Source organism: Rhodanobacter sp. B05, from assembly GCF_002001085.1.
Classification (GTDB): domain Bacteria; phylum Pseudomonadota; class Gammaproteobacteria; order Xanthomonadales; family Rhodanobacteraceae; genus Rhodanobacter.
The window spans coordinates 432,170-453,009 of sequence record NZ_MUNU01000017.1 but is presented as its reverse complement, the minus strand read 5'-3'; the positions used below and the strand labels follow the sequence as shown (position 1 = coordinate 453,009).

Sequence of the window (20,840 nt, the reverse complement as noted above, 5' to 3'; positions counted from 1 at the left end):
TCTCAATGCAATTTGTGTTTATCTGGTGCGACCGGTGCGACGGCCCCAGCGGCTGGTGCCGACGACAACTGGCTGACCGGATCGAGTGGCGATGCTGTCAACATCCGCATTTGGATGCCAAGCACGCGCGGATCCTTATTGATGCCGATAGACTGAGGGGACACAGCATCGGGAAGATCAAAAGCGATACGAATCGCGTTTGATGAAACCATATCGGTGGCCGGGACTACTACATCGAACCGTATCAGATTGTTCGGATAAACCACATCATGCGTACCTGCGGCCATACCGTTCACACTCACCTGAATACGCTGGTGTGGGTGTCCCGCCGTCACCAGGCCATACACCTCGAAATTTAGACGAACGCCTTGCACTACATGCGATAGCTGCCGTGGGTCAATGGTGATCTCGGCATGCGCCCCACTGCTCCATACGCCTCCGGCTTCCGGGTCGCTCCAGCCACTCGTAAGCCACTCGTTCCAGGCCCCAGGCGCTTTGAAACTTTCCGGATGCCCAAACGGAAAGATCGGCCTGACCAGACGATAGAGGTACAGACGAGCATCTTCGCTTACGGACAGCTTATGCGGGAAGGCGTGGTTCCATTCATATGTTTCGACCCGAAACCGGGTGCTTCCCATCGATTCATAGCCTGTGGGAACCGTAGCCGACTGCGAGATCATGAATACTTCGTCGTAGCGTGCATTCAATGCGGCAATGTATGCATGATCGGCAAGGCTGCCCCCGCTGACCGTGACTGCGGTAAGGCCAAAGGTATACACAATCGGTGTCTTGAGCTGATTGTTATCCGGTGCACCAGCTGCCAGCGTATCCAGCAGGATGATGTCGCCCTTGTCGACGGGCGCCAACAGCTGCGCCAGCGACTGATATACCCCTTCGCTTTCATTCTTTCCCAACTGACCCGCAGTTGCCGTGACGCTGTAGATCAGGGTGATTGCCAGAGCCGCATTCAGGATGCGACGAACACCGTTCCTTGGCATGCACGCCCATGCCGCCACGGTGAACAACAACATGTATGGAACGGCCTCGCTTAGCAGGTAGCGCGCATAGTAAGGCCCATAGGGGATGGTCCATTGCAAGAGCACGATATAGACAAAGAACCCTGCCGAGAACAACCGCAGAAATTCGATGCGCGGCTCACGCTGGCGCCGCAGGACAAGGCCAAGAAATGCCAACGGCAACAGTGGCCCTGTGTAGACGAAAAATGCCGCCAGACTACTGGCCTTCACGGCCCGCCAGTGGCTGCCCGCCAACCCCCACTGCGTATCCAGCCATCCATCGCCTTGATAGTGAGCCGTCCAACCCAGTTGATAGATCTTGTAAATTCCCAACGCAAGACTGATCAGGACAATCGGTGCGACGGCGCGGCGCAATGGCACGACGATAAACCTGTCGATACGGGGACGCATGCCTGTTTGTGCCAAGGCGACCAGACCAGACCAGGCCATCAGTGCCACCACCACCAGAGCAGCCACACCGACCTGCCAGTGAGAAGGGAAGACGCGTCCGAAGGAGGCACGGTAAATATCCAATGCGTACTGATGCGACCAGCGCAATCCATAGGCCACCGAAACGGCATATAGCGCAACCACACCCAGCACCCAAAACTGCATGTATTTCCGGCGCATGCGATCCGCATCATTGGCGGCACTCACCACCGCCACAACGATCAGGAACGGGACGTACATGAAGCCGCTGATGCGGGTCATGAACAGGGCGCCAAAGCTGAGCATCGACAGCAGCAACCAGCGTCGATGGCGCGAGCCATCCTCGGCACGCCAGAATAGCGCGAGATAGGTGAACCCTATCAATGAGAATGCCAATGTAGGCACCTCAGTGACCGGAAATTTAGAAAAGAAGGCATGCAGTGGATTGAGTGCCAGCAGCAACCCCGCAATCAATGCAGCCCGCGATGATCCGGTTAGCACTAACGTCAAACGGTACAAGAACACCACGGAAAGCAGTGCAAACAACGTCAATGCATACACTGCGAATGTAGTGCCGAAGACTCCAGCAGCAAGTGCCATCCATATCGGGAATAAATGGTAGAACTGGAAATAGAGGCCATCCCCGGTGGGACTGCGGGTGTAGACGCCACCCAAATAGGATCCCGCATTTAGAGATGCGGGATCTGTGCTCAAGTTACGGTTCTCGGCAAGGTAACGTTCGACGAAAGACGTACCCTGCAGCTGCTCAAGCGGCGTGTCCCATATGACAAGACTTCCGGTGCGCTCGATGTAGTTGGCCATGTTGACGTACACCCCCTCATCCTGCCCACCTTGCACATGGTTGAAAGCCGGCAACCTGAAAAACAGGCAGACCAGGATCAGCAGGATCATGTGCTTCGGTTTTACGCCAGACAACGTGTACAGGGATCCACGCCCCCGAGTACACCGCGCATAGATCACTGTCAGGAGTGTGGTGGCAATGCATACCTGCGGCGCGAGAAAGTGGTGCGCGAGCGTGGCCGCCAAACCCAGCCCACTGGCAAGCAGCACCCAGACAACGACCCATTCGAGCACGCGATCGATCAGGCCATTGGCCTCCCCAACTGTCCGACCCATATCACCCCCTTTCACCACTGCGGGACCCGCACGAAACACACTTCAAACTTCCGCCGATACGACATGCCGGGTCCATCGCTGTTCATGATCAATCGCCGGCATACATCCATGCCAACGTTTCCCGCAAGGATCTGGCTGTAACCGCCCCCAGCACACGATGAATGCCAGCATTGGAGCCGATCAGTCGCGCCACCTCGTTCGCCCGTACAAACTGCGGATTCACGCGGACTTCCATCCTGTAACCCGCGATCTCGCACATCATGTTCAGTACATCGCCAAGGGAGTGACCGATGCCCGTACAGATGTTGAAGATGCCATTGATCGGTTGGGAACGAACCAGGCCCGCATATATCGCGGCCACATCACGTACATCACCAAAATCCCGCACGACTTGCGTATTGCCAAGTTCGATGACTCTTTCACCGCGACGGAAGTGGGCCACGATCTTGGGAATCAGGAACTGCTCGGCTTGCCCCACGCCGGTGTAGTTGAACGGGCGGGTGATGACGATGGGCAACTTGCCCATCCACAGTCGGGCCATGTACTCCATGGCGCACTTGCTCACCGCATAATCATTTTCCGGCGCCAGCGGCGTGGCCTCGGTGATCGGTTCGACATCCGCGTTTCCGTAGACATTGGCGCTACTGGCCAGCACCACCAGTCGCGGCAATTTCGGCGCAGATGCCAGGGCATCAAGCAGGTTGCGCGTGCCCACGACATTGACGCGATAGATCTCGTCCACATCGCCGTGGGCAACGAATGATATCGCCGCCAGATGCAACACCACATCCGGCTGCACTGCGGCAACGGCTGCATGCACTGCTTCGCGATCGAGCAGGTTGGCGGTAATCGAGCCTGTATCCGCGGGGTCCTGGCGGTCGCTCAGGCCGACGACCTCGTATCCGGCAGCTTCAAGTTCACGAGCCACATAACGGCCCGTGAACCCATTGCGACCGGTCAGCAATGCGCGTGGTCGAACCACGTCAGAACGACGCCCCGCGCTCGTTGCGGCTGATGTCAGCAGTCACCATCATGCGGCAAAGCTCTTCCAACGTGGTCTTCGCCTCCCAACCCAGCTTGCGGCGTGCCTTGTCGGGATCGCCGATCAGCAGCTCGACTTCCGCCGGACGATAGAAGCGCGGATTGATGCTGACCCGGACTTTTCCGCTGGCAGCATCCAGGCCGCGCTCGGCTTCTCCCTCACCCTGCCACGCGATATCGATACCGGCCGCCTTGAATGCCATGCTGACAAAATCGCGCACGGTTTCCGTGCGGTTGGTCGCCAGCACGTAGGTATCCGGTTCGTCCACCTGCAGCATGCGCCACATACCCTCCACGTATTCCTTCGCGTAGCCCCAGTCACGCTTGGCATCCAGGTTGCCCAGCTCCAGCACATCGAGCTTGCCCAGGGTGATCTTGGCTACTGCATCGGTGATCTTGCGCGTCACGAATTCGCGGCCACGCAGCGGCGATTCGTGGTTGAACAGGATGCCGCTGCTGCCGAAGATGCCGTAGGACTCACGATAGTTGACCGTCATCCAGTGCGCGTAGAGCTTGGCCACGCCATAGGGGCTGCGTGGATAGAACGGGGTGGTCTCGGTTTGCGGCACGGCCTGCACCTTGCCGAACATCTCCGAGGTCGAAGCCTGATAAAAACGGATATTCCGATTCACCGTGCGGATGGCTTCAAGCATGTGTACCGCACCGATGCCGGTGATGTGGCCAGTAGTGATCGGCTGGTCGAAGGAAACACCAACGAAGCTCTGTGCCGCGAGGTTGTAGACCTCACCTACACCGGTCGTCTCGATCAATCGGATGCTCGATCCGAGATCGGTGAGGTCGTACTCCATCAGCGACAGGTTGGGGTGCTGATCGATACCCAGCTCTTCGATGCGCCAGAAATTGACCGAGCTGGTGCGTCGGTAGGTGCCGTAGACGCGGTAGCCCTTGTCCAGGAGCAACTGCGCGAGATAGGCGCCATCCTGACCAGTAATGCCGGTGATCAAGGCAGTTTTCATATCCGTATTGCTGTTCAAAACAAATATCCTCAGATAATTTCAGTTCAACTGGCCGGATGATCGGTTGGCTTCGGCGGCATATGCCATGCCCTCGACCTCCATGCAACCGATGTCGCGCATCTAACCCGTGGTCGGCGAGATATCAGGCAGAGGCAAATTCGCCCAGGGGCTTATCACCAACTCGTCGATCCACAAGTCCGTACCCGCATCCACCTCAACACGGATGGCCAGATCCTCTGCGTCCACACTCAGATCCAGCTCCAATTCCACCAAGCATCCATCTGCAGACGAATATTCGGAGCCAAATTCAGCCCGGGCATGAACCTGTGCCCCTGACTCACTGGCGATATCCAGCCGTACGCGACCTGAATGCTCGCGCCAACCGCCAGACAAAAACACTCGGTAATGCCCCGCCAGCATCGGTACAGAGGGTCCACATAATAGCAGCCCGGCAACACCTCTCGACTCCATGCGGCCACGCACCAACTTGCCGACGTCGGTCTGGAATCTGTGGTCGCTGGCCTTGTGGCGATACAACGGCCTTGGCATCCATGTATGCACCCAGTGCCCTCGACTCACCACGTCGATCAACTGGGCGGTGGATTCGCTCCAGGTTTGCCAGCGCATACCGGCTGGCTGCGGCGCATTTCCTTGCGCATCGAGAGCCAGCCAGGCAGTCAATGCGCCGGCCAGGCTTTCGGCACCGTAACCGGTAAAGTAATAGCCGTGCTCACCGACGATTTCCCTGAAAACAGGCAGATCACGGGTGATCAGAGGCAGGCCATGATGCGCCGCCTCGATCAATGGCAGACCAAAACCCTCGCCCTCCGACGCCATCAGCATCGCGGAGGCACGGTGGTAGGCCGCCAGCAAGAGGTTGTCATCGGCGGCGTCGAACCAGAACAACTGCTTGCCCTGCTGCGGATGCTCGCGCAGGCGCTGCATGACATGGTCGCTCAGCCAGCCGGCGCGCCCGATAATCAACAAATTGGCTTCTACGCCCTGTTGCCAGAGTCGTTCAAATGCTTCCAGTGTCTGCGCATGCCCTTTGCGCGGCTCGATCGTACCCACCATGAGGAAGGTCGGGTGCTCACCAAGTCCAGCCAGTTGCGGATGGACATGCACGTCGGACCCATCGCCTGCACCTGCTTTCGCGATATCGGCGCCCAGGTGGAAGTAACCAATGGCCAGAGGGCGCTGGCGCGCCGGCATGGACTGATAGAGCCAGGTTTCGAACTCGTCGGCAACGGCGCGGGAAATGCACACGATGCTGTCCGCCAGTTCCGACACTGCCTCGTACCAGGAACGGAACGTAGGCAGCAACTCGGGCCTGAAACAATCGGGACGCAGGATAGGCAGCAAATCATAGACCACGAAATGCTGCTTTATCCCGCGATAACGCATTTCCCGGAAAAGGTCGAGGTACTGCGGAACAAGATGTGCACCCAGGTCCAGCCCGAGGTAGACATCTGCACTGGAGAATTCGACTACCTCATCCGCTGGCAGCGTCTCCCCCGGGAAATAACGGCGGGCACAGTAACTTCGCGCGTAATGAAAAACCCCATCCTTGTCCAGGTAGATGGGCTCGACGCGGTACCCGGGCGGTGGCGTCACGAACAGCTCGTCAAGTACATGACGTACCACACGCTGGATGCCGGTGCCTGCGTCCGAAACCGTGAGTTGCGAGATATCGACAAGCCATTGCGGACCGCCCACCGGCGTCAGAACATTCCGGGAAATTGCCATGGCCACCCGGGTCCAATCCTGTGCCGAGGCATCCGCATTCCCGTCACTCGCTGTCATCTCCACGGCAATGTTGCGTATGCGATCCCGCCAGTTCCATCCGACACGCTCCATGGCATCGGCACCCGGATCGTTGCTCGCAAGCAACTGACACTGACCCAGCGTGGACAAACTCCTCGCTCTTACCCAGTTACCCAGAATGCTGGCGGAAAAGTCCGCATCGATAGCTGCTCGCAGCGCGCCATATCCACCGGACCGATAGAGCAGTGAAACAACCAGTTCACGCCCCGACTTTTCCGCGGCAAGCCTGTGCAGCGCGGCACCAAAGGTCCGCTCGCGCAACAGGATATCGCTCGCACCATCCACGGCGAGTGCAAGGGTCTTGGCGCAGTAGGGATGGTTGGCCAGCTCGATGACCACCCGGTCATATCGCTGTCGCTCGTCTCGAAAACGTGAAAGTGAACGCTTCGAGGAGACGCCATCACAATCACTATCAGCATAGACCACAGCGGACTCAATACCTTGGCCGGTAGCGGTCGATCTAGGCGCCGGGAGGAACGCAACGGAATCACGCTGCTTCGGGACGACGATAGCCGCTGTCGGTTGGCGCCGCTCTACCGCAGCCTCGAACGCTTCCATGGCACGCCGTGCCGATTCCCACCAGGAAAACTTCAATGGCTGCTTGAGGCCATGAACACGAAGATTTTCGCGAAACGGCTCATCCGTTATCGCTTCAACGATTTTGTCAGCAATGGCCTGGGGGCGGCTAGGGTCGAACAATGAACCCGGATGCCCGATGACCTCCGGCAAACTGGAGGTATTGGACCCGATGACGATAGCCCCACTGGACATCGCTTCCAGCGCAGGCAGCCCGAAGCCTTCCTGCAACGAGGGAAAAACATATAGCGCACAGAGGTTGTACAGCTTGACCAGATCGCTGTCCGGCACGTACCCGGTGAACACCACTTCATTGGCGGCGACGCCAGCCTTCGTCATGAGGGCAATCAATTCGAGCCGCGCTGACTCTGGCGCTCCTCCGACAATGGCCAATTGATGGGCTTGACGCACCGCGCGGGGCAGCAACGCAAATGCCTGGATCAATGCACCAATGTTCTTCCTTGGATCGAATCCACCCGCGTACATCACGAAAGGCTTGAGCAGACCATATCTGCGCATCAATTCCTGTCGAAAACCTTCTGCGCCAGCAATGGGCTTGAAGATGGCATCGGCAGCCCCTGAGATATCGGTCAGGCGCTCCCTCGGGATCGACAACAGCTCTTGAGCCTCATCACAGGTGAATCGGGATATGCCGAGCAGTACTTCCGCGCGACGGAGATATTCGATCTTCTCCATGTACCACTGCCGGGCACGGGAGTCGAACAGATATTTCTCCGGGTGTACCAGCGGGATCAGGTCGTACAGCGTGGCAGCGTTCGAATAAGCTTCCCCTGCTTCCGGAACTGTGGCTACCAGTTCCTCGGCAAACCCTTCGATCATGCTGGCCACATGCACGATATCGGGTTTCAGCTGTCGCAGGACCTGCAATCGCAAAGTCTCGGAAGCCTTTCTCCTGAACGTGTTGGCGGGATCCATGTACGCCGTGGGTGCCACGGCATCCCAGGTTATCAGTCGCTCCTGCGGCAACAGTCCGTCGAACTCGGCACGCAAGTATTCGATCGATTCGCTCATCGCCGTATTGAGTAACACGGTGACGTCATGGCCGCGCGGATTCGCGGCCATGGCCTTGGCCAGCGCCAGTGAATAGCGACCAATCCCGCGACGGCGGCCACCCGGGGACTGACACGCCTGCAGGTCTAGCACGATATGCAAAATCCATTCTCCATCTGGATGTTTATGAAAGCGGACCCGACTATTTCTGCTTGCGAACTTGGTTGACCAGTTCAAGCACAGCCATGGCGGTGCGTGTCAGTGGCGCTTCGGGAAGTATCGCCCCCTGTGCCGGTGCCGAAGGTGGCACGCCGAAAAGGAACAGGCGTGCTTTCGCCACAACCCGCGAGTCATGCCCCGCAATGGCAACCACGGGCGACCTCAACCACGACCATTGCACGACCTTGCGCAATATCGGACGGACAAGGCGTGCCGGCCATCGAACTATCTGATAAATCGAACCGCGACCGGCGCGTCGCAGGACATGCATCGCCCGGCCCATTGCTCGCAACGGAGCCGTGATACGCCAGGATGTACTTCCATGGGCTGCCTGGAGTGTCTCGTTCAATCGCCCGATTTCCTGATTGCGAGCCTCGACCGCATAGTGCAGCCGACCGACTTCCTGATCGCTGACCGCAAGCTCATGCCGCAAGCGATCGATTTCAGGAACCCGCAAGTTGCTTTCTGCGTGCAGTCGCAAGACTTCATCGGCGCTATACCGCATCCTTTCGTTACCTTGGGCCAGTTCATCCTTGACTTGGGCCAGTTCATCCTTGACTTGGGCCAGCTCATCGTTGACTTGGACCAGCTCATCGTTGACTTGGACCAGCGCATCGTGGGATTGGGTCAGCTCATCGCTGACATGGGTCAGCGCATTGTGGGATTGGGTCAGCTCGCAATCGCGCTCGTCCAATACCCGCCTCAATTCGACCAAGGCCGCTTCGCGGCGCTCGTTTTCTGCATGCAAATGCGCCATGTTCTGCGCATCAATGGCAATCGCCAGGCGACCTTGCGCCTCGCGCAGATGCTCATGGGCCGCTGCTTCAGGGGCCCGGATGAATTTGTCAAAAACATTGGGAGGATAAGCAAAGGCTCCGAGCAGCTCGGCATGCTCGTCCGGCACATAGAACCGGTTCAGACCGTCGGCATATGCAAACTGATAGCCCCGTTGGATGAGCAGTGGCTCCCATTCGGTATAGGCCGGCTTCTGGCTATTCGGCTCGGTAGCCTCCACGAGGATAATCCATGGGCGTATCCGCTCAAGCGATATACCGCGCAAAGCGGCAGCTTCTGCTCCCTCACAATCAATCTTGAGGAAATGGACATCCGTGACCCCATGTATCTCACAAATATGGTCAAGAGTGACGCAGGCGACATTCGACTCGCGAATGCCGAATCCCGCCTGCGCATGTCGCTGGGCAAACTCAGGATCAGTTGTCGAAAGGCCACTGTCCACCACTTCGAACAAATGCAACTGACCAGGCGCATCGGACACGGCAAGCTGCAGATTGATGTCATGCGGACGGTCGACCAGCAGGCGCTCATACCAGTGCGAAACCGGCTCGATGTTGATACCATGCCAGCCTTGCTCGTAGAACATCTTGGTCACCGAATCGTTGACCGGATCCTGCGCACCGACATCAATGTAGAAGCCACGCCTGACTCCGCCTAGCGCACGGAGCAACATTACGTCTTCATAGTTCTGGGCATAGGAAACGTTGGTCACGACATTTCGATCCTGATATCGGGTGGGACCCAGGCTGATCCGATGAATTTCGCGTGACTCATGTTGGAAACGGTAAAGACAAGCGCCAGGTCGCGCCATTCGTAGTTATTGACCAGATGGGTATCTGTGCTGACGAGTGCTGTCGAGATCGAATAGCTGCCCGGACCGAAATTCATCGGAAACGCAATGCGAAACTCGATCTGCTGGCCAGCCTTGACCAGTTCAATGGCCTGTCCCGTGAAGTGAGTATTGGTGCCGAATACTGGCTGACCCAATCGATCCTTGATCATGTAACCCAATACCAGACGTGGCACATCAACGGTGGTCGCCACTGCAACCCGTAACGTAACTGATTCCCCGACACCGGCAAACTCAATCGGTTGCCCATCGCTGTTCAATAGTTGGATTTCTTCGACACGCGCTTCACCGGTACCGGAAATCGTCTGCTTTCTACCACTCTGGTGCTCCGTAACCTTGACTGTGCTGTTCTCGCGCTCGGCAATCAAAGCGTTGTACAGATCCATGACCTCGGCGGGGTCCCCATCCTTGATCAATGCACCGCCCTCAAGCAGCAGCGCACGATCGCACAGGTTCTGCACGGCACCCGCATCATGCGAAACAATCAGGAGGCTGGTACCCAGCTCGCGAAACTCGCGAATCCGCTTGAAGCACTTGTGCTGGAAATAGCTATCACCGACCGATAACGCCTCATCGACAATGAGAATATCCGGCCTGAATGCAGTCGCGACGGAGAATGCCACGCGCATCTGCATGCCGGTGGAATACGTGCGGGCGGGTTCATCGAAGTATTCGCCGATCTCGGCAAATGTCTCGATATCGCCGATGACACTGTCAATAGCCTGACGGGAAAAACCCATAAGCCCTGCCGAATGGTAGACATTCTCGCGTCCGCTGAGTTCGGGACTGAACCCCATCCCAAGCTCAAGAATGGCCGCAATGCGGCCATTGACCGCCACAGTCCCCTTTGTAGGCTGCAGCGTGCCAGTAATCAGCTTGAGCAACGTGCTCTTGCCTGCACCATTCTGACCGACAATACCAATGGACTCACCGGGAGCAACACTTAACGAAATATCGCGAAGCACCCAAGTCTCGGATTTTACCCGGGCATGAAAGCCGAACCACCCTGCAAATCGACCCCATTCAGATCGGTAATCACGAAAGGCTTTGCCAAGTCCATGTACGGCTAGAAGCGGTTTGCTCACAGCACATCCACCATTTCCGGCGACGCGCGCCTGAACAAAGTCAAGGAAAACAGCAACAAAATAATCGCTGCCACTGCGATGATGCCCAACCCGAGGATGTCGTGAGGTATACGCCGATAAAGAAGGACGTCCTGGAAGGCGACGGCCATGTGCATCATCGGGTTGAATTCCAGCACCGCGCGCAAACCATCCGGAAGAATGCTTGCCATATAGACGATTGGGGTGAACCAGAACCACAACTGCAGCACCACGGTCATTACCTGGGCCACATCCCTGACGAAAACATTCAGAACGCCAAGGATCAGACCGATACCGAGGGCAAATGCCAGATTGATGCCAATCAGCACTGGCAACCACAGCATCGCCAGACTCAGCGGCTGGCCGAGCACCAGAAATAAACCCGCTGCTGTCAGGAGCAAAAGCAGATTATTCACCAAACATGAGCCGCCAATGATAATGGGCAGGCAAACACGCGGGAATGCCATCTTCTTCATCAGATTGCCGCTATCGACGAACATGGCCATCGATCGGGTCACCACCTCGGCAAACAACGACCAGGCGATCATGCCAGCCATCAGATAGATCACGTATGCATAGCGATTGTCGATACCCGGCAGCTTGGCCGCCATGATGCGCGCCATCACCAACGCGTAGATGGCGACCTGCGCCAGAGGCTGCAGGATCATCCAGAGGGCGCCAAGCTTGCTGCGCGCAAATCGCGCACGCAGATCGTTCTTGATCGACGAAACGATGAAATGGCGATAACTCCATATCGCCGCCAGGATTTCCTTCATGAAGCGCGTACCTTTTTTATGTGGTGCCAGTGACCGAACCAGTACCCGCAGCATCGAATGCGCCAGAAGACGCCGATAACGCCTCCAGCCGGTGAATGATGCGCTCTGCCGCCGTATGTGGCGAGAGCTTGTCGCGAATGTCAAACGCCGCCTGCGCGCCGATCCTTGCCGCAAATTCACGGTCATCAGCCAACCGGCGCATGTATGCCGCGGCGTGGTCTATGTCCGGATCGGCCCAGCGCTGGCCGACGTGATGGAGATACTCTCCTTCACCCACCGGCACCAGTCGATAATCGACCAGGCAACTGTTTTCGGGTGTCATGAATTCCATGTTGCCGGACCACGCTGTGGCGATCACCGGTTTGCCCTGGCGCATGCATTCGGCAAGCCCGAGCCCGAAGCCTTCGGCATGATGCAATGAGACGTACGCATCCGCACATCGCTGCAGCGCCTGCACATCATTGCGATCGATGACTTCGTCGCGAACCAGGATGCGCCTGTCACTCGCCGCTGCGTTCAACAGCTCACGCAATTTGTCGGGATGGCGATGGCCATTGCTGGACTTGATCAGCAGCCGCACATCCGGCCGGCCGTCAGCAAAGGCACGCTGGAACGCCTTGATCACGGCAAACGGATTCTTTCGGGTCAGGAAGGAGTTGAAATCGAAGCTGTTGAGAAAGATGAAGGTATCGTCTTCCAGACCAAAATCCATGCGCGTCAAGCCGCTGTCATCCACGTCGCCAACCGGCAACGGCACGTGCAGGAGGGGCTTGTCCGTGATTGACCCGATCACTTCGCCGATGAAACCCGACGAGACCATGATTTCATCGACCACCCGCAATGCCGGCAGCCACTCCTCCGGAAATTTCTCCAGTTCCCAGAACCAACAGGCCATGGTATGACGGCCGGCAAGACGTTCGCGCCCAATGTTCGCGATGGCGTCGTCAAGGTAGTCGGGATTGACGAATACCAAGTTGACACCGTATGGCGTGGCGGTGCAGATATGCTCATCCAGGCTGGTGTCGTCCATGCCATGCGGTATATCGATATCGATGTTGTGCACAGCCACGGGGTAGCCTTCAGCCAGCAAGGCACGCACGTACAGGCGCGCGCTCTCGCCGAGCCCGGACTGTCCGCGCGCATAGGCAAACACGTTCACACCGGCCGCGGCACCGAACTCGTGGCGACGCACTGCCACCCCGCCTGGAGAAGCAGGTAACCGCGTGCCGCCTCCCCACTTCGGTGTCCGTCGAAACTTGATCTGCGTACTGGCGCGCGAAGCGAGCTTTTCGGACACCTTGTTGCGCAACGGTTGGGGGAAATGGCGATAGATTTCCTTCAACCAGGGCTGTCCGCGAATCCAGGCCGACAAGTTGAGCAGCATGAGTCCGACGCTTCTCCGGGGTTTGCCGGCGACGCTCATCGCAGTCCTCCGATCGATATACCGGCGTTCGTATACATGCACGCCATGGATCAATTGCCCAAGGCGTATGTCAGCTCCGCACGAAGATCGACAAGATCCTCCACGCCCACGGACAGGCGAATCAACCCATCGCTGATCCCCAGCCGCTTGCGGTTGGCCGCCGGCACCGAGGCGTGGGTCATGATCGCCGGGTGTTCGATCAGGCTCTCGACGCCGCCGAGCGATTCGGCCAGCGCGAACAGCTCACAGCGTTCCAGCATGCGTCGGGCCTTTTTCAGGCCACCCTTCACCTCAATGCTGATGATGCCGCCAAAACCATCCATCTGGCGCTTCGCCAGGCCATGCTGCGGATGGCTCTTGAGACCCGGATAAATCACCCGCTCCACGGCCGGATGCTTTTCCAGCCACTTCGCCAGTTCCAGTGCGCTTTCGCAATGCGCCTTCATGCGCAGGTGCAAGGTCTTCAGGCCGCGCATCGCGAGGAAAGCGTCGAACGGGCCGGCCACGGCGCCGACCGAGTTCTGCAGGAAGCCCATTTGCTCGGCCAGTTCCTTGCTGCGGGCGACGACGATGCCGCCGACCATGTCGGAATGGCCGTTGAGGTACTTGGTGGCCGAATGCAGCACCAGGTCCGCACCGTATTCCAGCGGACGCTGGATCATCGGCGAGCAGAATGTGTTGTCGACCACCAGGATCAGGCCGTGCTTCTTCGCGAACGCCGCGACCTTGGCCAGATCGACCAGTTTCAACATCGGGTTGGTCGGCGTCTCCGCCCAGATCATCCGCGTGTTCGGCTTGAGCGCCGCCTTCATGGCGTCGGCGTCATTCAGATCAAGAAAGCTGAAATCCAGCCCGGCCGAACGCCGGCGCACTTTTTCGAACAGGCGGTAGGTGCCACCGTAGAGGTCGTCCATCGCAATGACATGGCTGCCCGAATCGAGCAGGTCCAGCACGGTCGCCGCCGCGGCCAGGCCAGAGGCGAACGCGAAGCCCGCCAAGCCACCTTCAAGATCGGCCACGCAGCGCTCGTAGGCCATCCGCGTGGGGTTCTGCGTGCGCGAATACTCGTAGCCCTTGTGCTTGCCCGGGCTCTCCTGCACGTAGGTGGAGGTGGCGTAGATCGGCGTCATGATCGCGCCGGTGCTCGGGTCGGGGTGCTGGCCGGCATGGATGGCGCGGGTGCCAAGACCGCGGTTGGTGGCTTTGCTGGGTTTATTCATGGTGACTCGCGGTTCCGCAGGCTGAGACATAGCTGGCAAAGCGTCCATTCTACTCGTCATGCTCCCTCATGCTGAACCGTGGCGGCCAGGTCGTTCAGCCGGGCCGCCACGGCGCAACTGCCTTCAACTCCCTCTGGCATGCCTCGCCTGGCCGTGACATGCGCCAGCGTATTGCACATTGCGGGCGGACACGCGATCTTTGTCCTTTCCCGCCGCACGCCGCGGGCCCCCGCTCGCCGTCGGCAGGTTGTCGATAGCCACACGAGACGCTCTGATGACGAACAGCCCCACCGCTCCCTCGCCTTCCCGGTTGCTGGAGGGGGTCGTGGACGGCATCTCGAACCACACCGTGCATGGCTGGGCGTGGCTGGGCGACGGCGATTCGGGGCCGGTTCGCGTCGAGATCCGATCCGGCCAGGCCCTGCTGGGCAGCGGTGAGGCAGGCCTGTTCCGCGCCGATCTGGCCGCCGCCGGCAAGCGCGACGGTCATTGTGCATTCGCCATCACGCTGGATCCGCCGCCGCCGCCCGATACCTTGCTGTCGGTGGTCGCCGTGGACGGCGAACAGGTACAGCCCCTGCTGGGCAGCCCGCTGAGCAGCGGGCCGCCCGCCACCGAACTGCCGCAAGCGGCGGTCGACATCCTGCCGCTGCCGATCAGCACGGCGCAATTGGAAGGCTCGCTGGATCAATGCGGCCCGCAGCGCATCCGCGGCTGGGTGCGCTGGCGCGACGGCAGCGCCCGCCCGGTCGAGCTGTCCCTGCACGAAGGCGAGCGCGAGCTGCTCCGCTTCCCGACCAGCCAATGGCGCGCCGACATCGCCGAGCTGTACCAAGGCGATGGCTGCTGCGGTTTCGACCTGGCCGTGCCCGACTCGCTTCGTGACAGCCACCTGCACCGACTGGAGCTGCGCCTGGCCGAAGGGGGGGCGCGGCTGCTGGGCAGCCCGTTCAGCGTGCGCATCGCCAACGGGCCTGCCTCCGCATCCGCGGCGCGCTTGCCGGAACCGCTCCGGCGCGATCCTGTCGGCGCGCCGGTGACGCTGTCGGTGACCGTCAATTTTTACAACATGCGGCGCGAGGCGGAGCGCACGCTGACCTCGCTGCGCAGCGACTACCAGCACGGCGCGGGCGATCTGGACTACGAGGTGCTGTGCATCGACAACGGCTCGCAGCCGCCGCTGGATGCGGATTGGGTCGCCTCGTTCGGCCCGCAGTTCCGCCTGGTTCGCCCGAGCCGGCTGCTCGCTTCGCCCTGCGCGGCGCTGAACGAGGCCGCGCTGCAGGCGCGCGGCAAGTACCTGGCGGTGATGATCGATGGCGCCCACCTGCTCACGCCGGGCGTATTCGAGCAGGCACGACTGGCATGGCGAGAGGATCCGGCCGCCGTGGTCGCGCTGCGCCATTGGTTCATCGGCGGGGATCAGCGCTGGCTGGCGCTGGCCGGCTATACCCGCGAGCTGGAGAACCAGCTGTTCGAACGCATCCGCTGGCCGGGCAACGGTTACGACCTGTTCCGGATCGGTGCGCCGATCGGCGAAAATCCCGAGCCTTGGTTCGACGGGCTCAGCGAAAGCAACTGCCTGATGCTGCCTACTGCGCTGTTCGATCGCATCGGCGGTTTCGACGAGGCGTTCGATCAGGCTGGTGGCGGTTTCGCCAACCTCGATCTGTGGCGACGTGCCAGCGAGGCGGCTACCGGCCCGCTGGTGTCGCTGATCGGCGAGGCAAGTTTCCACCAGTTTCACGACGGCACCACGACCAACGTGGACGATGCCGAAAAAGATTCGCGCGTACGCTCCTACGCCAACGCCTACCGCACGCTGCGAGGCAACGATTTCGCCGGGGTGCATCGCTCCCGTCTGGACTTTCGCGGCGGCATGCATTCGGAGTTCGCCACGGGCGTGCGCCAGCGCACGCTGCTGCCGATGCGCCTCGGCGTCACCGACCGGATCCGGCCTGGCCAGATGGCGCTGCACTTCGACGATGGTGCGCAGAGCTACCTGCAGTCGGTATACGCCGAATGCGGGTTGCAGCGCGACGTCACCTGGCTGGGCCAACCGACTGGCGTGGCGCCAGCCGACCTGGTGGGCCTACAGCAGATCATCCACCAGCTCAAGCCTGATGCCATCGCCATGGTGGGCGCCGAAACCGGCCTGGTCGCCTTCATCGACAGCGCGCTGCTGGCCACGGAGAACCCGGCTGCACGCATCCTGCATGTGGATCCAGCGGCAGTTGCCATCGCAAGGCCCTCCACCGCCCGAGTCACCACGCTGCATGGCTCACCTGACAATCCGCACATCCTCGCCACGGCGCGACACTGGGCCGGCAGCGCAGAGGCCGTGCTGGTCCTGCACGCCGCAGACCCGGACGCCGCGTTCACGTCGGCGACGCTGCAGGCCTGGGGTGCGCTCGTCTCGTACCGCTCCTGGCTGGTCTGCCTGGGTACCTTGTTCGGACAACCTTGGCTGGGTTATTCGACCCATCAGTACCTGCAGGTCATTCGCGAATTCATCAGCGGCGATCCGTCGTTCGCGATCGATCGCAGTTGGAACCGGCAATTGATCAGTGCTTGTCCGTCGGGCTTCCTGCGCAAGATCGGCGGCACGGTGACTGCCACCAACTACGACGCCACGCTGGACGACCTCGTACCTGCCTGGCACGCGCCCCTGGAGCACGCTCAATGAATCGTTTCTGGCAACGCTACATCCACCCGCTGATCGAAATCGCGCAACCGCGCCGCCTCATGGAGATCGGCGCGGATCGTGGCTGGAATACCAGCAACATCCTCACCTACTGCCGCGCCACGGGCGCCCAGGCCGACATCATCGATCCGGCGCCACAACCCGGCCTGCACGAGGTGCTGGCGCAGTTCGGCCCGGCCGAGTACCGCTATCTGCCGTTGAAGAGCGTGGCGGCCATTCCGCAGTTGGAAACGCCGGATGTAGTGCTGATCGACGGCGACCACAACTGGGCTACCGTCTACACCGAGCTGAACTTGCTGCATGCACGCGCCGAGCAGACCGGCCTGCCGCCGCCAATCATCATTTCGCATGACGTGGCCTGGCCGTATGCCCGGCGCGACATGTACTACAACCCGGATGATCTGGAAGCTTCGCAGAAACATCCCTACGCCTATCGCGGCATGCTGCCGGGCGTACCGGAACTGATCGAAGATGGCATGAACGGTGTGCTGGCCAACGCCTTGCACGAAGGCGGCCCGCGCAATGGGGTGCTCACCGCCATTGAGGACTATATCGCCAGCGTCGAAACCTATTTCACCTTCCGCAAGCTGCCGTTCTTCAACGGCCTCGGCATCCTGGTGCCGGCGGCGCGGATGACCCCCGCGCTCCAGGCATTGATCGACGGATTCTTCAGCGCCGACTACCTGCTGGAAGCCTGCATGGCATTGGAAGCCGACGGCATGCACCTGCGCGCCATCCTGACCCGAACCGAAACTTGCCTGAGCCGGCGCACCGAAGCGCTCGCTCGCGCGCGCGGAGTGATCGAGGCACAACGCGTGCGGATCGACGAACTGGAGCGCGACTGACTGCACAACCCGCCGCCTCGTCCGGCTGACTGCCGGGCCCGCTCACAGGCGCAGCGGAACCTGCTGGGTGGGGTACGCGGAAGGTGCGAAGAACCACGATTCGATCGCGTAGCGGTCCTTCGCAATCGCCGTCGGGACACCGGTGCGATGCAGGAAGTAGTGGTCAAACAAGAGCGCGTCGCCCGGTGCGAACACGGGGCTGACCGTGGCCATGCCTTCGGCTGCGATTTCGACCATACCGGGCCCGACCGACCAGCCGAAGTGCGCGCCGTGACTGCCGGTGGGCAGCACGCGTGAAAGTCGACGCGGCAGGAATTCCAGTCCCGAGGCGTCATGCCCGCAGTGCGAAAGGCTGAGCCAGAGGTTCACGCTGCGGATGTCGGCGCCCATGAAAGCGCCGTCCTGGTGCCAGTCCGCCTCGCCCTGCGTGCCCGGCACGCAGCGCAGCGTGGATTTGCCCACCGACATCATCGGTCGCTCGCCGAAATAGCCGGCGATAACATCGACGAGTCCGCGTACGTCGAACAGATCCGTGAGCTCATGCAGCATGCGCGGCGAATCGGCCAGCCACACGCCCCCCGCGCTCTCGACCCAAGGTCGGGCTTGGGCCAGTTCGCAGCCATCCTGCAGCGGCAGGCGCGAATACCAGCTGCCGTCGAACTCGCCCTCACCTTTGTCGTGCCACGCCGTGCAAGCATCAAGCGCCGCCCTGATGCCATCGGCCAACTGCAGTGCCGCAGGCTCCTCCAGCAGTCCGCGCACCAGCAGCGCGCCGTGATGGTGGATGCCTGCGGCAAGCGTCGCGGCGTTGAGCTGGCTGGCCGAGATCTCTGGCACCCCTGCCACATCGGCGAACGGGTCGGGCACTCCGGCGTGCCATGGGTCGGGCACGTCCGAGTGTGGCGGCTGCTCGACAAAACTGCGGTAGCGACACAACGCAAGCAGCCGTTCCAGCCGGTCATCCCGATACTGGCGACAAAGATCGGCAAGCCAGTCGATCGCTTCGCCGAAGCGACGTTGGCGCATCAGTTCGTGGGCACGCATGAGGCCGTCGTCCAGCAGCGCATCAGTGGTCATCGCGGCCCTCCAGCCGGTCGTGTTCCGGGGGTTGGGTAATGGGCGACGGATCGAGCCGCTGTTCGTCGCAAAGCGTGTCCACCACGGCCTGAGCCTGCCGCAGGAAGTCATCGCCCGCCGGCGCCGGCGATGCGAGCAGTCCCGCGTCCGGCCTTTCCATCAGGTGACGGAAGAACAGCGACATCACGTGACGCACTCCCTGCTCGCTGACTGAGCGGCGATCCTCGGCAAAATAGGCCGGGCCCGCCGCATTGACGATTTCGTAGGACGGAAAATAGTACACGTCCGGCAGCCTGCACGCCTGTTCCGCCGCCACCCGCAACACCGCCTTGGAATAGGTGGTCGCAGTAAGCACGTGCTGCGGTTCTGCGGTCGCCGCCAGCGGCACGGGGGATACGGTGAGGATCACCCGCAGACGCGGGTTGACCTGACGCACCTCGCCAATGAACGCACGCAGGTCGGCCGTCACCTCATCCGCAGAAAAATTGTACAGCCTGTGCTTTCCAGCGTCGAACTCACCGGCCGCGACACCGGGGCACAACGGATAGACGGCACCATCCTCGCGCGAGACCCAGCACTCGGTGAGGCCAAGGGTAAAGACGAACACGTCCATCTCGGTGAAGGCGCGCCGCACGGCCGCGAAATGCTGGCGGCGATCCTCACGGTATTCGCGCAACGAAGCGAAGCCGCCGGGCTGGATGGTCGGACGAAACGGGTCGTACCAACCCTCCGACCACGCCCACATGTCGTCGGCCGGCTCGAAGGCGCCAGTGACGCGATGCCACAGCTGGAGCAATTGGCGGGCGGTATAGATGTTGCCGTAGCGCGCCGCGTAGATGCCGTAGTTGAAGGCAGCCGCCAGTTCATCCGGCAGCAGTGGATGCGCCGGCTCGGTTTCGAAGCACGCCTGCCCCTGCTCGCGCAGGTGGCGGGCAACATGCTGTGCGAAACAGCTACCCGCCGTGACCACGCGCGCATCCACGCCGATTCGGAACGGCGGCGGTGTCACGGGGTCGATGTCGGCGCTGGTGCGATAGGCCATCGCGCGGCTCCATCGCTGTACGTCGGGAATGTTCTTGTAGGGATGGCTCATGCCAGGCCCTTCATCTGCTGCAGAACCAGTTCGCCATAAGCCACGTTGGCGTGAGCGCCGTCACCGTAAAAGGCTTCACGCATGAACCCGTCGGCATCCATCGCTTCGGCCGGACAGCGCAACAACTTCGTGTCATTCGCGCGGCACCAGTCATCGAGTATTTGCGTGTGCAGCCGCCATAGCTTGAGGCGGAACGGGGCTGGCGAGATTTCATGGCACATCCCGGGATACAGCGGCCACGGGATGTCGGCATGCATACGCCCTGCATCGGCATACGGCGGCGGCGGTTCGACATGGAACAGCGCCCCGGTACAGAACTGGCGCAATTGCGTCATCAGTGCCAGATAGTCTGTCATCAGTGATTCAAGCATGCCCCGGACCGCCAGCACCGGCAGGATCTCGGCGAGCGGATCGAGCGACAGATCCGGTTGAGCGGGCAGCACGAAATCGAAGCGGCGCGGATGCACCAGCATGCCGAGGACGCCGTGGGCTGCGCCGCCCATCAGCGAGAACAACGGCCCAGGATGTCGACGCAGTCGCAGCTCGATGTCCAACGATAAACGCGGCACACCGTCCTCGCGCAGAATCGCCCGGGGCATCTCCCAGAAGTTCATTGCCTGCAGCGGGACCTCCAGTTTCACGGCGGCCTGTGCCACGCAGGCGACATGGCTGTGGCCGATGCACAGCAGTGGGTCGCACGCACCCGGTTGTTGCTTTGAAGTGA

14 protein-coding genes are annotated in these 20,840 nt (G+C 60.7%); 2 read left to right on the top strand and 12 right to left on the bottom strand.

The window, feature by feature from the left end:
- Positions 1 to 2: 2 nt before the first annotated feature.
- From B0E47_RS13405 to B0E47_RS13365, 9 genes are all read right to left on the bottom strand, one after another.
- The gene (locus B0E47_RS13405) at positions 3 to 2,540 is read right to left on the bottom strand and encodes a phospholipid carrier-dependent glycosyltransferase (RefSeq protein WP_168171070.1); all 2,538 of its coding nucleotides are present in this window, start codon (positions 2,538 to 2,540) and stop codon (positions 3 to 5) included.
- A 130-nt stretch (positions 2,541 to 2,670) separates the two neighbouring features.
- Positions 2,671 to 3,564 (bottom strand): NAD-dependent epimerase/dehydratase family protein, encoded by an 894-nt coding sequence (locus B0E47_RS13400; protein ID WP_217318935.1) that lies wholly within the window; start codon positions 3,562 to 3,564, stop codon positions 2,671 to 2,673.
- Position 3,565: 1 nt separating this feature from the next.
- Positions 3,566 to 4,600 (bottom strand): GDP-mannose 4,6-dehydratase, encoded by a 1,035-nt coding sequence (gmd, locus tag B0E47_RS13395; RefSeq protein WP_077514742.1) that lies wholly within the window; start codon positions 4,598 to 4,600, stop codon positions 3,566 to 3,568.
- Between the two features lie 120 nt (positions 4,601 to 4,720).
- Complete coding sequence (locus B0E47_RS13390) at positions 4,721 to 8,164, bottom strand: glycosyltransferase family 1 protein (protein WP_254422938.1); 3,444 nt, start codon at positions 8,162 to 8,164, stop codon at positions 4,721 to 4,723.
- A 49-nt stretch (positions 8,165 to 8,213) separates the two neighbouring features.
- The gene (locus B0E47_RS13385; RefSeq protein WP_168171069.1) at positions 8,214 to 9,737 is read right to left on the bottom strand and encodes an FkbM family methyltransferase; all 1,524 of its coding nucleotides are present in this window, start codon (positions 9,735 to 9,737) and stop codon (positions 8,214 to 8,216) included.
- Positions 9,734 to 10,960 (bottom strand): ABC transporter ATP-binding protein, encoded by a 1,227-nt coding sequence (locus tag B0E47_RS13380; protein ID WP_077514739.1) that lies wholly within the window; start codon positions 10,958 to 10,960, stop codon positions 9,734 to 9,736. Before B0E47_RS13380 ends, B0E47_RS13385 begins: the two co-directional genes overlap by 4 nt.
- Positions 10,957 to 11,754: an ABC transporter permease gene (locus tag B0E47_RS13375; protein WP_077514738.1), complete on the bottom strand. Its 798-nt coding sequence runs from the start codon at positions 11,752 to 11,754 to the stop codon at positions 10,957 to 10,959. Before B0E47_RS13375 ends, B0E47_RS13380 begins: the two co-directional genes overlap by 4 nt.
- 16 nt (positions 11,755 to 11,770) lie before the next feature.
- Positions 11,771 to 13,138, bottom strand: coding sequence for a glycosyltransferase family 4 protein (locus B0E47_RS13370; RefSeq protein WP_254422926.1), 1,368 nt, complete (start codon positions 13,136 to 13,138; stop codon positions 11,771 to 11,773).
- Positions 13,139 to 13,227: 89 nt separating this feature from the next.
- Positions 13,228 to 14,397, bottom strand: coding sequence for a PLP-dependent aspartate aminotransferase family protein (locus B0E47_RS13365; RefSeq protein ID WP_077514736.1), 1,170 nt, complete (start codon positions 14,395 to 14,397; stop codon positions 13,228 to 13,230).
- A 274-nt stretch (positions 14,398 to 14,671) separates the two neighbouring features.
- On the opposite strand from B0E47_RS13365, the gene B0E47_RS13360 reads away from it, so the two are divergent.
- Positions 14,672 to 17,083: a CmcI family methyltransferase gene (locus B0E47_RS13360; protein ID WP_077514735.1), complete on the top strand. Its 2,412-nt coding sequence runs from the start codon at positions 14,672 to 14,674 to the stop codon at positions 17,081 to 17,083.
- Positions 17,080 to 17,946, top strand: coding sequence for a class I SAM-dependent methyltransferase (locus B0E47_RS13355; protein WP_077514734.1), 867 nt, complete (start codon positions 17,080 to 17,082; stop codon positions 17,944 to 17,946). The genes B0E47_RS13360 and B0E47_RS13355 overlap by 4 nt, the downstream gene beginning before the upstream one ends.
- Before the next feature lie 42 nt (positions 17,947 to 17,988).
- Here the strand turns inward: B0E47_RS13355 and B0E47_RS13350 are convergent, their stop codons facing one another.
- From B0E47_RS13350 to B0E47_RS13340, 3 genes are read right to left on the bottom strand one after another with little or no spacing between them, the layout of a single operon-like run.
- Positions 17,989 to 19,023, bottom strand: coding sequence for a phytanoyl-CoA dioxygenase family protein (locus B0E47_RS13350; protein ID WP_077514733.1), 1,035 nt, complete (start codon positions 19,021 to 19,023; stop codon positions 17,989 to 17,991).
- Positions 19,013 to 20,116 carry a GSCFA domain-containing protein gene (locus B0E47_RS13345; protein WP_077514732.1) on the bottom strand — a complete coding sequence of 368 codons (1,104 nt, stop codon included), beginning with the start codon at positions 20,114 to 20,116 and terminating at the stop codon, positions 19,013 to 19,015. Before B0E47_RS13345 ends, B0E47_RS13350 begins: the two co-directional genes overlap by 11 nt.
- Positions 20,113 to 20,772, bottom strand: a complete 660-nt coding sequence (locus B0E47_RS13340; protein WP_139351463.1) for a hypothetical protein — start codon at positions 20,770 to 20,772, stop codon at positions 20,113 to 20,115. The genes B0E47_RS13345 and B0E47_RS13340 overlap by 4 nt, the downstream gene beginning before the upstream one ends.
- Positions 20,773 to 20,840: the final 68 nt, after the last annotated feature.

Bases quoted from the DNA above. Each gene is read 5' to 3' on its own strand.
- gmd (WP_077514742.1), bottom strand. From the start codon at position 4,600: ATGAAAACTGCCTTGATCACCGGCATTACTGGTCAGGATGGCGCCTAT.
- B0E47_RS13360 (WP_077514735.1), top strand. From the start codon at position 14,672: ATGACGAACAGCCCCACCGCTCCCTCGCCTTCCCGGTTGCTGGAGGGG.
- B0E47_RS13345 (WP_077514732.1), bottom strand. From the start codon at position 20,116: ATGAGCCATCCCTACAAGAACATTCCCGACGTACAGCGATGGAGCCGC.
- B0E47_RS13355 (WP_077514734.1), top strand. From the start codon at position 17,080: ATGAATCGTTTCTGGCAACGCTACATCCACCCGCTGATCGAAATCGCG.
- B0E47_RS13365 (WP_077514736.1), bottom strand. From the start codon at position 14,397: ATGAATAAACCCAGCAAAGCCACCAACCGCGGTCTTGGCACCCGCGCC.
- B0E47_RS13375 (WP_077514738.1), bottom strand. From the start codon at position 11,754: ATGAAGGAAATCCTGGCGGCGATATGGAGTTATCGCCATTTCATCGTT.
- B0E47_RS13370 (WP_254422926.1), bottom strand. From the start codon at position 13,138: ATGCTGCTCAACTTGTCGGCCTGGATTCGCGGACAGCCCTGGTTGAAG.
- B0E47_RS13350 (WP_077514733.1), bottom strand. From the start codon at position 19,023: ATGACCACTGATGCGCTGCTGGACGACGGCCTCATGCGTGCCCACGAA.